Origin of the sequence: Bacillus sp. TH25, from assembly GCF_016650935.1 — a bacterium.
GTDB lineage: Bacteria > Bacillota > Bacilli > Bacillales > Bacillaceae_G > Bacillus_A > Bacillus_A mycoides.
In genome coordinates this window covers 412,725-428,600 of record NZ_JAEKEU010000036.1, presented here as the reverse complement: position 1 = coordinate 428,600, position 15,876 = coordinate 412,725, and the positions used below count along the sequence as shown (strand labels likewise).

Here is a 15,876-nt window from a genome sequence, read left to right as displayed (position 1 = left end):
TTTACCTATAATCGGTAAACTTCTTTTTTATTATTGTACTTCTATTACTCTATTTACTTTTTGTAATGGTTTATAACCATGTGCTTCAAATGCTTTTGCAAATTCATTTGATACGGCATTTCCGTATAAATCTTTTGCAGCCTGTACGATGTGGGACTGAAGTGATTCAAAATCTTCAGCTGAAGTTGCGTAGTTTTGCAATGCCAGCATAACAACTTTACTTACCTTTTCATTGCCTTGTTTTTGAACAGCAACATTGTTATATGTCTTACCCTCAGCTAATTGATATAATACGTGACTAATGATACCAGAATTTACGTGCGACTCTTGATCATTTCCGTCATTATAGAAATCTTGTAAGTTTGTATATAGTTTGTTGCCGCCGTCACCAATTTCTCCCGGGATGTCACGGATTGTTAGGCCACCTAGTGTATCGCCCATAATCCAGTTTCCCTTATCTTTCTTTACATAATATTCGATTTGCGTGCCCCAGAAATCTGCTAGTCCTTCGTTTAACGCAGATGTTTCAGCGCTTGGATATCTCACAATTTTATTCTTTGTCGTACCACTAAATACAGCATGTCCAAATTCATGGGCTGTTACGTCAAGAGCAGAGGTTAATTTTCCATTTAGCCCGTCACCAAAGACCATTTGATTCCAACCTGGATGCCAAAATGCATTTACATAGTTTTCTTTTACACCATCACTAACTTCAGTAGAATCGAATCCGTGGACGCTAGCAACAACTTTCGAATCTTTATTATCATAACTTTTTAGATTATGTTCTTTCTTAAAATAGTCGTAAATATCACTCATATTTTTCATAACACCAGCCGCTTCTTTATCTGCAAAGCTCGAAGTATTGCTTGAAATAAGTGTCCCTGGATAACCGGCTTGGCTATCGCCACCAAGAGAGTCAGCATAGTCTGCGTTATAAATATAAATACCATTTCCACGGGATAAATCAGCTAAATAAAATTTTCCGTCAGTACCTTTTGCGATATTAAATAATACATTTTCTTGTAGCGCATTTTTCCCAGTTCCTTGTTCTTTCGCTGGTGATAGTTTAGGTGCTGTTACTTGATTAATAGTTTTATTCTCTTTATTTTTAATGAACTTTTCTTGGAAAAGTACTTCACCAGTTTGTAAGTCCATGATTGCATTTCCGTTTATAACTTGTTCATTGTTTTCATAAGTAAATGTAAGGACCGTTGCGTATGTATAATGCCCATCTTTTTTCGTATAAACTACCGTTTCGCTAGAAAATTCTGTTTCTGTCGCATCACTTGGAATTTGAAGTATATTGCGTAATTTAGATTTTACTTCATTTTTCGACAAAAAATTTGTTATAGTAAGATTAAGTTGTTGGTCTAAATTTTGGGCAACTTTACCACTAACAGTTGTAATTACTCCATTTTTATCTACTTTTACAATGAGATCTTGACCATATACTTTATAGTTTTTGTATGTTTGTGCAAGGCGTAATTCGGTTTGATTTTCTTTTGTTTCTGTATTTGTAGGTTGAAAATCGACATTCTTTTCAGTAGTAACTTGCTCTTGTTGAGCTTTAGCCCCATTTACCTCACCTTTTAAATACTTTTTAGCAATATTCTCTTTTGTATCGTTTTGAGGTTGTGTTAATTTTCCGATTGTTAAACCAGGCTGAGCAATTTCAACTTTCACTTCATTTTTATCTAATTCTTGAGCGTGAATAGCTTCTGTTGATAAAGGACAAAGAAGACCGAATGTAACGAAAGCACTAGCAAGTTTTCTATAATTCATCTATAACACTCCTAATCTTGTATTGTGTATGTGAGATGAATTGTATGAGGAATTTGCCGAATTTTATATATATTATGCATTATTTCATATCAAAAATTGTCGAATTCACATTATTGTAGTGGTATGACAACTTAAAAAATTAGATTGTTATAATGGGACGGTGAGCAAGTATGCACGCAGAAAAACTAGGAAGCGAAATAAAGAAAATTAGGGGAATGAGAGGATTAACACAGAAACAACTCTCCGATAATGTATGTCATCAATCGGAGGTGAGCAGAATTGAGTCGGGCGCGGTATACCCAAGTATGGATATATTGCAAGGTATTGCAGCAAAGTTACAAGTTCCCATTATTCATTTTTATGAGGTACTCATTTATTCTGATATTGAGAGGAAAAAGCAGTTAAAAGATCAAATCATTATGCTTTGTAAGCAAAAGAAATATAAAGAAATATATAATAAAGTATGGAATGAACTGAAAAAGGAAGAATATCATCCTGAGTTTCAGCAGTTTCTTCAATGGCAATATCATGTATCTGCGTATGTGCTAAAGAAGATTGATTATGAATATTGTATTCTGGAGCTAAAAAAGCTACTAAATCAACAGTTAACTGGAATAGACGTGTATCAAAAACTTTATATAGAAAATGCAATTGCAAATATTTATGCTGAAAATGGTTATTTTAAGAAGGGTATGGAGTTATTTGAAGGTATATTAAAGCAATTAGAGGTATTGCCTGAAAATAAAGAGTTTGATGTGAAGGTAAGACATAATCATGCAAAAACATTATACTTAGATAATCAATATGAAGAAGCGCTTTATCAAATAAATAAAGCCATTGAAATATCATGTCGAATTAATAGTATGGCATTGATTGGACAGTTATACTATCAAAAAGGTGAATGCTTAGAAAAGCTAGAGTATGATGGGGCAGAGATTGAAGATGCTTATGAAAAAGCTTGCTTCTTTTTCGATATATTAGAAATGCATGCGTATAAAGAAACGCTTATAAAAAAAATGAAGAAATAAAAACGACCTAAAAAATAAATATGCATAATTGCATACGATATGGATAAATTTTCATGATATATTAAAAGAAAAATGTGGGTGATGGAATATGAAAAAACTACTTATTGGTAGTCTATTAACGTTAGCGATGGCATGGGGTATTTCATTAGCAGATACAGCTTTAGAGAAAAGCCAAGTAATTTCTCATAATGATCAAGAGGTACAATTAGCTTCAGATATGCCTTTTGAGTATTAAAAAAACAACCGTCTTACTTAGACGGTTGTTTTTTTATGGAGTAACATCCAAACATCTTTACTAGAAACAGGTTTGCTAAAGAGGAATCCTTGAATGTGGTCACAGTTTTGCTCGTGTAAAAACTTCCATTGTTCTTCTGTTTCTACACCTTCCGCAATAACCTCTAAATTTAATTCTTTTGATAGCGTAATAATGGAAGCGATAATGGCTTCTTCTAAAGGGCTATTTGTAATTCCACAAATAAATTCTCGAGCAATTTTTAATGTATTGATTGGATATTTCGTTAAATAAGCTAAAGAACTATAACCAGTTCCAAAGTCATCAATTGAAATTTGAATACCGAGATTTTGAAGTTCTTCTAGTTTAGCAATTACAGAATGATTTTGATTAATCGCGATACTTTCCGTAATCTCAATATCTAGCGCTTCCGGCTTTAGTTCTGTTTCTTCCAAGACTTTTGAAATAGTTGATATTAAATCTGCGTGATTAAATTGAACAACAGATAAATTCACACCAACCTTTAAGTGAGAAAATCCTTGGTTATGCCACTTCTTTGCTTCTAAGCAGGCTGTACGTAAAATCCAATTACCAAGTTCAATAATAAATCCTGTCTCCTCTGCTAGAGGGATGAATTGGGCAGGTGATACAATCCCGAGTTTTGGGTGTTTCCAACGAATTAACGCCTCAAAACCGATAATTTGTTTTGTTTTTGTGTTTACTTGTGGCTGGTATTCAAGGAAAAATTCATTTTGTTGTAGTGCTTTTGAAAGCTCACCTTCTAGGAAGTGTATTTCATTTTGAGCAATACTCATTTCTTTTGAGAAGAAAACGAATCTGTTTTTTCCATTTGCCTTTGCTCGATACATAGCCATATCTGCATTTTTCATTAATTCGGTTACATCGGTTCCGTAGTCAGGGTACATCGCAATTCCGATACTCGGTGTAACAGAAAGTTCTTCATCCTTAATAAAGTAAGGCTTATTTAAAATAGTTAAAATTTGTTCAGCGATAAAAGAAGCACTTTTTTCAGAGTACATATCTGGTAATAGAATCGTGAATTCATCTCCACCTTGGCGGGCAACGATATCTTTAGAACGCAAACATCCACGTAATCTTTTTGCTACTTCAATTAATAATAGATCCCCAACATCATGGCCGAGTCGATCGTTAATTTTTTTAAATCGATCTAGGTCGAGGAACATGACCGCAACGTCATTAGTGTTGTTTTGGGCTAGATTTAAAATCGTTTTTAAATCTTTTTCGAATTTCCGTCGATTCGGTAGTCCTGTAAGTGCATCATGGAAAGCCATATGCTCTACTTGCTTTTGTTTTTCATATAAAGTTGTAATATCACGTGCTATACCAAACATCCCAACAACTTCTCTATTTATAAAAATAGGGATGAATGTAATGTGAAGGTGATAATAATATCCTTCTTTTTCTTTTGTACGAATTTCTAGAGTTTGTGGTCTACCTTCTTTTGTAATTTGTAAAGATTTCTTCAATAATTCATGATCTTGTGGATCAATGAAGTGTTGAAGAGAATAGCTTGTTACTTCACAATAATAGGCTGTAAATAAACTTTCACAAGCCTTATTAGATTGTTGAAAAATCCCATTCATATTTAAAGAAAAAACAGCATCAGGATGATCTTCGAATAAAGATTTATAACGTTGTTCACTTTTTGATAGGGCAGATACGCCTTCTTCAACTTCACCTTCTAGTTGTGTAGTCAACTGTTCATACGTATCGATTAATACTTGATTATCTTTCCACATGAAAAGTTGTCGTAGGAATAATAAGACTAGTGATAATACTAGACCGATTAGCATGAACTTATCATCCCAAGGCTGAATAACAGCAAAGGAAAAAGTAATGATTATACTAAAATAAGGTAATATAAAGCGTACATAATCGAATCGATAATATTTCGTTTTCGTTTCATGTTGCATTGGTTTATCCAAAATGTACAGTATGGATGATAAACCGATTAGTAAAATCGAAGCAGTATGTATTAAATAAGAGACTTCAGAAGAAGTTCCCATGCCCGTGTTTAATTGGAATAGATGTATATATCCGTACACAAGTATGATAGTAAAGCCAATAATTAATGAGATTCTACTAGAAGAATACCGTTCTCTTCTATATAGGCTAATAACGGCGTAAATTACTAATGATTGTGCAATAAAATACCCAATCAAAATCCACGCTTCCTTCGTTAACATACGAAAGCTTGAAATATCTAAAATAAAGGTTAAGGTAAAATAAATATTCATAATAACAATAAAGATGCTGTCGAATGAAAATTGAGCAAGGCCTCTAATAGAGTAATGTTTTATAAACTTTATAGCAAAGCCAGAAAAGAGCAAAATATATTGTATGATGAAAAAAGGCAATGCCTTATATGAGAATATGACTTGATCATATATAGAAAGTGAATGAAGAAATAAAGTTATTTCCATAGCTAATCCACATATACAAGTGCATAGTACTAGAACCCAAAATAGTTTGTCACCGTGCTTCATCTTCTTAATTGCTTTATATAAGCAATAGCAAGAAAAGAGTGTAGCAAAACAAAATAAGAAGAGAATTCCAATTTCTTTTATATTTAAATTCCTAGGGATAAGGAATATCCAAAGAGAAAATATAATTATATACATCATGACAAATTGTACATATTTTTTTTGATTAATCATATAATGGCTCCGTTTCAATAAAGTTGAATCACAGGGGGAAAATGCTAATTTAAATAATAGCATATAAAACAGGAGCTTTTTTACTATAAGAAATACTTTTTGAAAAAAATAGCGCAACGTTACAATTTACCATTGTAGTGTTGCGCCTTTTATTCTTTTCACTCCCCTTATAGAAGCGATTTCATCTATTAACTGAAGAAGTGCTAAATCCTTTTGTTTACTTTCAATCATAATATCAAAATTATGATTAATTTTTTTTGCGATGTGCAAAAAGGGTTTAATAAATTCTAAATCAATATAATCTGCGTGGGCCCTAAATTCTTTTTCTGATCTAGGAGAAGAAATATGAACTTTAGGAAGGACATTTGTATGTGACCAAGTTTTAAATATCATAGGAAGTAATTCTTCTAGCGGTTCATTACAAAGGTTCGCTATGTGATGATGATAATCGAACACGAAAGGGATTTTTTCTTTTTGACAAATAGCCAAAGTTTCAGAAGTTGTATATGTTTTATCGTCATTTTCAAGAGTCATTTGTCTTTTTATATGGTAAGGAAGTTTTTGTATGTTTTCATGAAAACGTTCGATTGCCTTCTCCTTATTTCCATACGCACCACCTACATGGATATTAATGTAGGAAGAATCTGCAATTCCCATAGCATTTAACACATTATAATGATAGGTCATATCTGTAATAGCATTAGTTGTAATATGTGGTTTGTCGCTTGTAAATAGTGTGAATTGATTGGGATGAAAACTTACGCGTAAATTGTGTTCTTGAATTAATGCTCCTATTTTACGCCATAGTGGAGCAAATAGTTGAATGTAATCAAATTCAACTTCAGGATGTGTTGCAAGCGGAACGATAGAAGATGATAAACGATATAATGGAATTTCGTGTGCAATATTGTAATGAAGGATGCGTATTGTGTGTTCTAGATTTTGCAGTGTAACATTATATAATTTATCTTCACGCTCTTGTTTTTTTAGCTTTTTCCAGCTTGTAAATGTCATTGTTTTGGCGGGCGAACAGTCCCATAATGCCGTAGCATGTGAGACATATCCAAATCGAATTATCATATGTGATGCACCTCTTTGGCTCTTGAAATTTCTCTATAAAAAGAACGCGAGTATCGTTCCTATCCATTCCTTTCCTCTATCGATAATGGAGAGAGGGCTGACATCTTCAAAGGAAAGTAATGAGGAGCGTCCCAAATCTTCCTCGAATTTACTTTTTACTTCTTGTATGAAATGTTTATCGTATAAAAGGCAATTGATTTCATGGTTAATATATAAACTTCTCATATCGAAATTAGCAGTTCCGATATCACAAATATGATCGTCTACTATAATGATTTTTGCGTGGAAAAATCCTTGCTGGAAAGCGTAAATATTACAACCAGCTTGTATTAACTTTCGGCAATATGGGAATTTTGCTTCTCGAACGAGGGCATGATCAGCCTTTTGTGGAACGAGAATAGTTATTTGAACCCCACGTTTTCGCGCTTTTAATAATGCATTCATAATTTTTTTTCCAGGAATAAAATATGGTGTACCGATAAAGAGTTCTTTTTTCGCGCTTTCGATTAAATGTAAAAATGTATTTTGTAAATAGGCACCATCAGTAGGGATGAAACGATGTAGAATGGTCCCTGGTTGTTGCATAGGAAAATAAAGAGATGAATCTAATAAATTTTGGTCTGTATCGTCGAGCCAATCATGTAAAAATTGTTTTTGTAAATCTTGTATCCCTTCTCCTGTAAGACGTAAATGATAATCTCGCCATAACCCTAACCTTTGATTATGCCCTAAATATTCCTCGCCAATGTTAAATCCACCAATATAACCAATTTTCCCGTCAATAACTGTAATTTTTCTATGGTTTCTTTGATTTGCAGAAAAGAAAGGAAAAGGAAATTTTACTTTATGACAAAATGAAAAAGAGACACCATGTTTTTGTAGGGAGTAAATCGCTTCTTTTGATAAATAATGACTTCCAAACCGGTCGAGTAAAAGTCTTACTTCAATTCCTTCTTGTGCTTTATCGATAAGTAACTTTAAAAACGTACGACTTATATCATCGTTTTTTACAATAAAAAATAAAACGTGCACATGGTGTTTAGCTTGTTTTATATCAGTAAAGAGAGCATCGTATAGATCATTTCCATATGTATAAAGGCGAAAATCACTTTGACGTAAAGGGAAAGAACGAGAACGTACACGCTTTAAATGAACAATTCTCCCATATGAAAGGTCGATTGTAATCCAGAGAGCGCTGCCTAATAATAAGAGAGATAAGAAAAACATAAGTAAATTCCCTCCTTCACGGTCTTTTCACCATCAATTTTTTACAAATCAAAATTTCACTGTATCCCGCTATTTGCGGACAGTAAGACGCCCACCTAAAGCAAAGAAGTTGGTTGGGATTCGGGCCGCCCGTAAAAGCCCGATTGGTGAGGGCTTTTACTCAGTGGGGATGAATAGCTCTCCGCCGATTAAAGTTTCACTTTATAGTTTCACCGAAATAAACAGCTTTATTAAAAAATGTGTTGTTGTATAACAAAAAACTGTTGACTGAATGCTCACTCATTATATAATGGGAATAGGGGATATAATTCAGAAAATTATATATTTTCGAAGATTCTAAAAAAGAAAGAGAGCTTACAAAGAGAGGGGTAGCATAAAATGAATAGCTTACTAATCATTAATTGGCTGGCTGCCATTGCTGTTATTGCTTATGCGGGGTATTTGTTTGTATATCTTATACGAACAAGGATGGCCTACATACAATTAGGAAAAAAGATTGAATTTGACCGTCGTTTTAAAGAGCGTTGGGATCTTCTTAAGGTCAATGTTTTCGGTCAGAAAAAGCTGCTGAAAGATAAAAAGAGCGGCATCATTCACGTTATGTTCTTTTACGGATTTATTCTTGTCCAATTTGGAGCAATTGACTTCGTTTGGAAAGGACTTGCACCAGGATCGCATCTTCCACTTGGACCACTATACCCTGCATTTACATTCTTCCAGGAAATTGTCACACTCGTTATTTTAATTGCAGTCTTTTGGGCTTTTCACAGACGCTATATTGAAAAGCTTGTTCGTTTGAAACGTAATTTTAAATCAGGCCTTGTTCTTATCTTTATTGGTGGCTTAATGATTTCTGTGCTACTTGGTAATGGGATGGGAATTATATGGCACGGCGAGGAGCTTTCATGGAGTGAACCTATCGCTTCTGCAATCGCTTACGTTTTCTCGGGATTAAATGAAACCGTAGCCATTTCAGTGTTCTATTTCTCTTGGTGGGTGCATTTACTAATTTTGTTAACGTTTTTAGTTTATGTTCCACAATCAAAACATGCGCATTTAATTGCTGGACCAGTTAACGTGTTTTTTGGTCGTCTTTCAAATCCGGGAAAACTTGAAAAAATTGATTTTGAAGATGAAACACAAGAAACATTCGGTGTTGGTAAAATTGAAGACTTTAGACAAAATCAACTTATCGACTTATATTCCTGCGTCGAATGTGGTCGTTGTACAAATATGTGTCCGGCAACAGGAACAGGGAAAATGTTATCACCGATGGATTTAATTTTAAAACTTCGTGATCATTTAACTGATAAAGGAGCAGCGGTAACATCAAAAGCACCGTGGGTTCCAGTTGTTGCTTTTAATAATACACAAGGAAATCAGTTAGCGATGATGGCAGCTGGAAAAGGACAACAAGAATCAGCGGCTACAGCGCTAGCGTACGACCCAAGTTTAATCGGAGACGTTATTACAGAAGAAGAGATTTGGGCATGTACAACGTGTCGTAACTGTGAGGACCAGTGCCCAGTTATGAATGAGCATGTTGACAAAATTATTGATTTACGCCGCTATCTCGTTTTAACAGAAGGAAAAATGGACGCGGAAGCGCAGCGTGCAATGACAAACATTGAGCGTCAAGGTAATCCGTGGGGACTGAACCGTAAAGAGCGTGAAACATGGCGCCAAGGTGACGATGAAGTAACAGTTCCAACTGTAAAGGAGAAATCAAAAGCTGGCGAAGAGTTTGAATACTTATTCTGGGTTGGATCAATGGGTTCGTATGACAATCGCAGTCAGAAGATTGCGATATCATTTGCGAAGCTAATGAACGAAGCAGGCATTTCATTCGCAATTCTTGGTAATAAGGAAAAGAACTCTGGTGATACACCGCGCCGCCTTGGAAATGAATTTGTATTCCAGGAAATGGCGAATAAAAATATTGAAGAATTTGAAAAAGCAGGAGTGAAGAAAATCGTTACGATTGACCCTCATGCTTATAACACTTTTAAAAATGAGTACCCGGACTTTGGCTTACAAGCAGAAGTCTATCATCATACAGAATTACTAGCCCAGTGGGTGAAGGAAGGTCGTTTAAAACCTGTCCATTCTATTGAAGAGACAGTTACGTACCATGATTCCTGTTACTTAGGAAGATACAACGAAGTATACGAAGCTCCGCGCGATATTCTAAAAGCAATTCCAGGTGTAAACCTTGTAGAAATGGCGCGTAACCGTGAAACGGGAATGTGCTGTGGTGCGGGTGGCGGCCTAATGTGGATGGAAGAAACGACAGGTTCTCGTATTAACGTTGCTCGTACAGAACAAGCGCTAGCTGTACAGCCGTCAATTATCGGTACAGGATGCCCGTATTGCTTAACGATGATTAGTGACGGCACGAAAGCGAAAGAAGTTGAAGAAACAGTTCAAACTTTGGACGTAACAGAGATTTTAGAACGCTCAGTTATCGGACAGAAGAAAGAAGCAATGTAGTTTGTAGGAATGCATTCAAATTTAGAAAGAGGTGCAAAAATTGCACCTCTTCTAGGCGCAAGGATACCGAGCGAGCGCTCGGTGCTAAAAAAAGAAATGGGGGAAAGAAACATGAGTAAAACAGTTATTTTAAGTGCTGCAAGAACACCGGTTGGAAAATTTGGAGGAACTTTAAAAGACGTGAAAGCAACAGAGCTTGGAGGAATCGCAATTAAGGCAGCGCTTGAAAGAGCGAATGTTTCCGCTAGTGATGTTGAAGAAGTTATATTTGGAACGGTTATCCAAGGAGGGCAAGGACAAATTCCATCACGCCAAGCAGCAAGAGCGGCCGGCATTCCTTGGGAAGTGCAGACAGAAACAATAAATAAAGTTTGTGCATCAGGGCTTCGCGCAGTTACGTTAGCAGATCAAATTATTCGTACTGGTGATCAATCACTGATTGTAGCTGGTGGAATGGAATCGATGAGTAACAGCCCTTACATTTTACGAGGGGCAAGATGGGGATACAGAATGGGTAACAACGAAGTTATCGATTTAAACGTTGCAGACGGTTTAACATGCGCATTTTCAGGTATACACATGGGTGTTTATGGCGGAGAAGTTGCGAAGGAAGATGGAATCTCTCGCGAAGCACAAGATGAATGGGCATATCGTAGCCATCAACGTGCGGTTTCGGCACATAAAGAAGGGCGTTTTGAAGAGGAGATTGTACCAGTAACAATTCAGCAAAGAAAAGGCGATCCTATCGTCGTGGCTAAGGATGAGGCGCCACGCGCGGATACAACGATTGAAAAATTAGCGAAATTAAAGCCTGTATTTGATAAGACGTCAGCGGTGACAGCAGGTAATGCTCCGGGACTAAATGATGGCGGTGCTGCACTTGTATTAATGAGCGAGGACAGAGCGAAGCAAGAAGGAAGAAAACCATTAGCGACAATTTTGGCGCATACGGCGATTGCGGTAGAATCGAAGGATTTCCCAAGAACGCCAGGTTATGCAATTAATAAATTGCTTAAAAAGACAGGTAAGACAATTGAAGACATAGATCTATTTGAAATCAATGAGGCATTTGCGGCTGTAGCAATTGCAAGTACAGAAATCGCAGGGATCGATCCGGAGAAATTGAATGTAAATGGCGGTGCTGTAGCAATGGGACATCCAATTGGAGCGAGCGGAGCACGTATTATCGTTACACTTATCCATGCACTGAAGCAGCGCGGCGGCGGAATTGGAATTGCTTCTATTTGTAGCGGTGGCGGTCAAGGTGATGCAGTGATGATTGAAGTTCACTAATTAAGATTAGAAGATATATAGTTTATTAACAATTAAGGGGGAAGAAAAAATGAGTGTACAAAAGATTGTTGTAATTGGTGCAGGGCAAATGGGTTCAGGTATCGCACAAGTGTGTGCAATGGCAGGCTATGATGTGAAAGTGCAAGATTTAAAGCAAGAGCAATTAGATAGAGGGTTAGCTGTTATTTCGAAAAATTTAGCCCGCCAAGTAGAAAAAGGCCGTATGAAGGAAGAAGAGAAAGATGCGACTTTAAATCGTCTTACATGGACGCTCGATTTAAATAGTGTCAAAGAAGCTGATCTTATTATTGAAGCAGCTGTTGAAAAAATGGATATTAAAAAGAAAATTTTTGCGAATTTAGATGAAATCGCTCCAGAACACGCAATTTTAGCGACGAATACGTCATCGTTACCAATTACGGAAATTGCAGCGGTAACGAAACGTCCTGAGAAAGTAATCGGCATGCACTTTATGAATCCAGTTCCAGTTATGAAACTCGTTGAAATTATTCGTGGTTTAGCTACAGATGATGCAGTGTACGAAACGATTGAGGATATTACGAAAAAAATCGGGAAAGTGCCAGTTGAAGTAAATGATTTCCCAGGGTTTGTATCGAACCGTATTTTATTACCGATGATTAACGAAGCGATTTATACGTTATACGAAGGAGTGGCGACGAAAGAAGCGATTGATGAAGTAATGAAACTCGGTATGAATCATCCGATGGGACCACTTACGTTAGCTGACTTTATCGGTTTAGATACGTGTTTATACATTATGGAAGTGTTGCATGAAGGATTAGGAGATAGTAAATATCGCCCATGTCCATTATTACGTAAGTATGTGAATGCAGGATGGTTAGGACGTAAAACGGGTCGTGGTTTCTACGTTTACGAATAAATTCCTCCCTTTATTAAAGTAGTGGTCTGACCAAATTGTTAAGAAGATATATAGCAAACGGAGGCGAAGTACATGAATTTTCATTTTACTGAAGAGCAACAAATGATGAGGAAAATGGTTCGAGATTTTGCGCAGAAGGAAATAGCTCCCTTTGTTCCTAGTATGGAACAAGGGGTGTTCCCGAAAGAGATTTTGCAAAAGATGGGTGAGCTTGGACTAATGGGTATTCCAGCGCCTGCAAAATATGGCGGGGCAGAAATGGATTTTATTTCTTACATTCTAGCAATTGAGGAAATTTCAAAGGTAAGTGCAACGGTTGGTGTAATTTTAGCTGTACATACGTCAGTTGGAATGAATCCGATTTTATACTTCGGAACAGAAGAACAGAAGCAGAAATATGTTTCTAAACTGGCGACTGGTGAATATTTAGGCGCATTTGCTCTAACAGAACCGAATGCAGGATCAGATGCAGGTAGTTTGAAATCAAGAGCTGTAAAAAAGGGCGATCACTACATCATTAATGGATCGAAAGTCTTTATTACAAATGGTGGTGAAGCAAGTACATATATCGTCTTCGCGTCTACAAATCCAGATGCGGGGAAAAGCGGGATTTCAGCATTTATAGTAGAGAAAGATACACCAGGCTTAATCATTGGAAAAGATGAGCATAAGATGGGTCTTCTTGGTTCTCGTACAGTGCAACTTACGTTTGAAGATATGAAAGTGCCGGCCGAGAATTTACTTGGTGAAGAAGGACAAGGATTTAAGGTGGCAATGGCGAATTTAGATGTTGGGCGAATTGGAATCGGAGCGCAAGCATTAGGAATCGCGGAAGCGGCGCTTGCATGTGCGATTGATTATGCGAAAGAGCGTGAGCAATTCGGAAAGCCAATTGCGGCGCAGCAAGGACTCGGATTCAAACTTGCAGATATGGCAACAAGTGTAGAAGCATCGCGATTACTTGTATACAGAGCAGCATCGCTAAGAGCACAAGGATTACCATGCGGTAAAGAAGCTTCTATTGCGAAATTATTTGCTTCTAAGACGGCTGTTGAAGTTGCGATTGAGGCGGTGCAAGTATTTGGTGGCTATGGTTATACGAAAGATTATCCAGTAGAAAGATTTTTCCGTGATGCGAAGATCACACAAATATATGAAGGAACGAGCGAAATACAAAAGCTTGTAATTAGTCGAGCTTTATAAAAAGGCAGAGGGGGAGACGGGAATGCATTTTAAATTATCAGAAGAACATGAAATGATAAGAAAAATGGTTCGGGATTTTGCGAGGAATGAAGTAGCACCGACAGCAGCAGAGCGTGATGAGGAAGAGCGATTTGATCGCGCTTTATTCGATCAAATGGCAGAGCTTGGTTTAACTGGTATTCCGTGGCCTGAAGAATACGGCGGAATTGGAAGCGATTACTTGGCGTATGTAATTGCCGTTGAAGAATTATCCCGCGTTTGTGCTTCTACAGGTGTAACGTTGTCTGCACATACTTCACTTGCTGGATGGCCAATTTTTAAATTTGGAACGGAAGAGCAAAAACAAAAGTTTTTGCGCCCAATGGCTGAAGGGAAGAAAATTGGTGCATATGGCTTAACAGAACCAAGCTCTGGATCAGATGCTGGTGGAATGAGGACGACTGCAAAACGAGATGGAGACCATTACATTTTAAATGGTTCGAAAATTTTTATTACAAATGGCGGTATTGCTGATATTTATGTTGTTTTTGCATTAACAGATCCTGATTCGAAGCAGCGCGGCACGAGTGCATTTATTGTGGAGAGTGATACGCTAGGATTTTCGGTTGGGAAGAAGGAAAGTAAGCTAGGGATTCGTTCTTCGCCAACAACTGAAATTATATTTGAAGACTGCCGTATTCCTGTAGAGAATTTACTAGGGGAAGAGGGCCAAGGATTTAAAGTTGCGATGCAGACATTAGATGGCGGCCGTAATGGTATTGCGGCACAAGCAGTCGGTATTGCACAATCCGCTTTAGATGCTTCTGTAGAATATGCAAGAGAACGTCATCAGTTTGGGAAGCCAATTGCGGCGCAACAAGGAATTGGCTTTAAACTTGCGGATATGGCAACGGATGTAGAGGCAGCGCGTCTTTTAACATATCAAGCGGCTTGGCTTGAATCTGAAGGGCTTCCGTATGGGAAAGAGTCAGCGATGTCAAAAGTATTTGCAGGTGATACAGCGATGAAGGTAACGACTGAAGCGGTACAAGTATTTGGTGGTTATGGTTATACGAAAGATTATCCAGTAGAGCGTTATATGCGCGATGCAAAGATTACACAAATATATGAGGGAACACAAGAGATTCAAAGGCTTGTAATTTCTCGTATGTTAACGAAGTAGGAACGAAAGCGTAGGTATTTTCCTACGCTTTTTACTTCCAAAAATAATAGAGAGAGGTGAAGGGATGGTTAAACATAATGTACATGCGTCAGTGAAAGATGAAAAGTTAGTTGCGTTAAGACGTGAACAAATGATTAAAGGTGCGGTGCAGCTGTTTAAGCAAAAAGGATTCCCGCGTACAACAACGAGAGAAATTGCGAAAGCGGCTGGATTTAGTATCGGAACACTTTATGAGTATATTCGCACAAAAGATGATGTATTATATTTAGTTTGTGATAGTATTTATGAACATGTAAAAGAGCGGTTAGAGGAAGTAGTGTGTACAGAGAAGGGAAGTATAGAAAGCTTAAAGATAGCGATAATGAATTATTTTAAAGTGATGGATGAATTGCAAGAAGAAGTATTAATTATGTATCAAGAGGTACGTTTTTTACCGAAAGAATCACTCCCATATGTATTAGAAAAAGAGTTTCAAATGGTCGGGATGTTTGAGGATATTTTAGAGCAGTGTACGGAAAATGGGACATTTACACTAAATAAAAAGGAAATACAGCTTCTTGCACATAATATTTTCATACAAGGACAAATGTGGGGATTTAGACGTTGGGCCCTGCAAAAACTGTATACTCTCGAAGAATATACAGAAATGCAAATTAGGTATGTACTGCAAGGAGCACATATGTCTCCGAAATAAAGAATGGACAAATTATAATTTTATTGCCCGTAAATAGCGGGATAAAAGTTTCCCGTTTTTTTTGTAGCATATTTGTGCGACTTTT

General features: G+C 36.8%; 12 protein-coding genes. 8 read left to right on the top strand and 4 right to left on the bottom strand.

Translation table 11 applies throughout. From position 1 onward, the window contains the following. Positions 1 to 30: 30 nt before the first annotated feature. Positions 31 to 1,782: a M4 family metallopeptidase gene (locus JFT89_RS17885; RefSeq protein ID WP_002068553.1), complete on the bottom strand. Its 1,752-nt coding sequence runs from the start codon at positions 1,780 to 1,782 to the stop codon at positions 31 to 33. 170 nt (positions 1,783 to 1,952) lie between these two features. On the opposite strand from JFT89_RS17885, the gene JFT89_RS17880 reads away from it, so the two are divergent. Next, positions 1,953 to 2,810: a helix-turn-helix domain-containing protein gene (locus JFT89_RS17880; protein WP_016096477.1), complete on the top strand. Its 858-nt coding sequence runs from the start codon at positions 1,953 to 1,955 to the stop codon at positions 2,808 to 2,810. A gap of 88 nt (positions 2,811 to 2,898) precedes the next feature. Continuing rightward, positions 2,899 to 3,045: a quorum-sensing peptide PapR gene (locus JFT89_RS17875; RefSeq protein WP_002068556.1), complete on the top strand. Its 147-nt coding sequence runs from the start codon at positions 2,899 to 2,901 to the stop codon at positions 3,043 to 3,045. A gap of 17 nt (positions 3,046 to 3,062) precedes the next feature. On the opposite strand, the gene JFT89_RS17870 is transcribed toward JFT89_RS17875, so the two are convergent. The 3 genes from JFT89_RS17870 to cls all read right to left on the bottom strand — a co-directional run bounded on the left by JFT89_RS17870 (position 3,063) and on the right by cls (position 8,048). After that, entirely contained in the window at positions 3,063 to 5,741 is a 2,679-nt protein-coding gene (locus JFT89_RS17870; RefSeq protein ID WP_016096478.1) for a DUF4084 domain-containing protein, read from the bottom strand. A gap of 126 nt (positions 5,742 to 5,867) precedes the next feature. Continuing rightward, positions 5,868 to 6,821 (bottom strand): UV DNA damage repair endonuclease UvsE, encoded by a 954-nt coding sequence (gene uvsE, locus JFT89_RS17865; RefSeq protein ID WP_002068558.1) that lies wholly within the window; start codon positions 6,819 to 6,821, stop codon positions 5,868 to 5,870. 33 nt (positions 6,822 to 6,854) lie between these two features. Beyond that, on the bottom strand, positions 6,855 to 8,048 hold the full coding sequence (cls, locus tag JFT89_RS17860; protein WP_016096479.1) for a cardiolipin synthase: 1,194 nt from the start codon (positions 8,046 to 8,048) through the stop codon (positions 6,855 to 6,857). 378 nt (positions 8,049 to 8,426) lie between these two features. Here cls and JFT89_RS17855 point away from each other — a divergent pair, with 378 nt between their 5' ends. From JFT89_RS17855 to JFT89_RS17830, 6 genes are all read left to right on the top strand, one after another. Then, positions 8,427 to 10,538, top strand: coding sequence for a (Fe-S)-binding protein (locus tag JFT89_RS17855; RefSeq protein ID WP_002016324.1), 2,112 nt, complete (start codon positions 8,427 to 8,429; stop codon positions 10,536 to 10,538). A 9-nt stretch (positions 10,539 to 10,547) separates the two neighbouring features. Beyond that, on the top strand, positions 10,548 to 11,831 hold the full coding sequence (locus tag JFT89_RS17850) for an acetyl-CoA C-acetyltransferase (protein ID WP_002068561.1): 1,284 nt from the start codon (positions 10,548 to 10,550) through the stop codon (positions 11,829 to 11,831). A 49-nt stretch (positions 11,832 to 11,880) separates the two neighbouring features. Beyond that, positions 11,881 to 12,732 (top strand): 3-hydroxybutyryl-CoA dehydrogenase, encoded by an 852-nt coding sequence (locus tag JFT89_RS17845; RefSeq protein ID WP_002016322.1) that lies wholly within the window; start codon positions 11,881 to 11,883, stop codon positions 12,730 to 12,732. Between the two features lie 72 nt (positions 12,733 to 12,804). Continuing rightward, entirely contained in the window at positions 12,805 to 13,935 is a 1,131-nt protein-coding gene (locus JFT89_RS17840) for an acyl-CoA dehydrogenase (protein ID WP_002016321.1), read from the top strand. Positions 13,936 to 13,957: 22 nt separating this feature from the next. Continuing rightward, entirely contained in the window at positions 13,958 to 15,097 is a 1,140-nt protein-coding gene (gene acdA, locus JFT89_RS17835; RefSeq protein ID WP_002016320.1) for an acyl-CoA dehydrogenase AcdA, read from the top strand. A 64-nt stretch (positions 15,098 to 15,161) separates the two neighbouring features. Beyond that, complete coding sequence (locus JFT89_RS17830; protein ID WP_002034889.1) at positions 15,162 to 15,791, top strand: TetR/AcrR family transcriptional regulator; 630 nt, start codon at positions 15,162 to 15,164, stop codon at positions 15,789 to 15,791. The last annotated feature ends 85 nt before the right edge of the window (positions 15,792 to 15,876 follow it).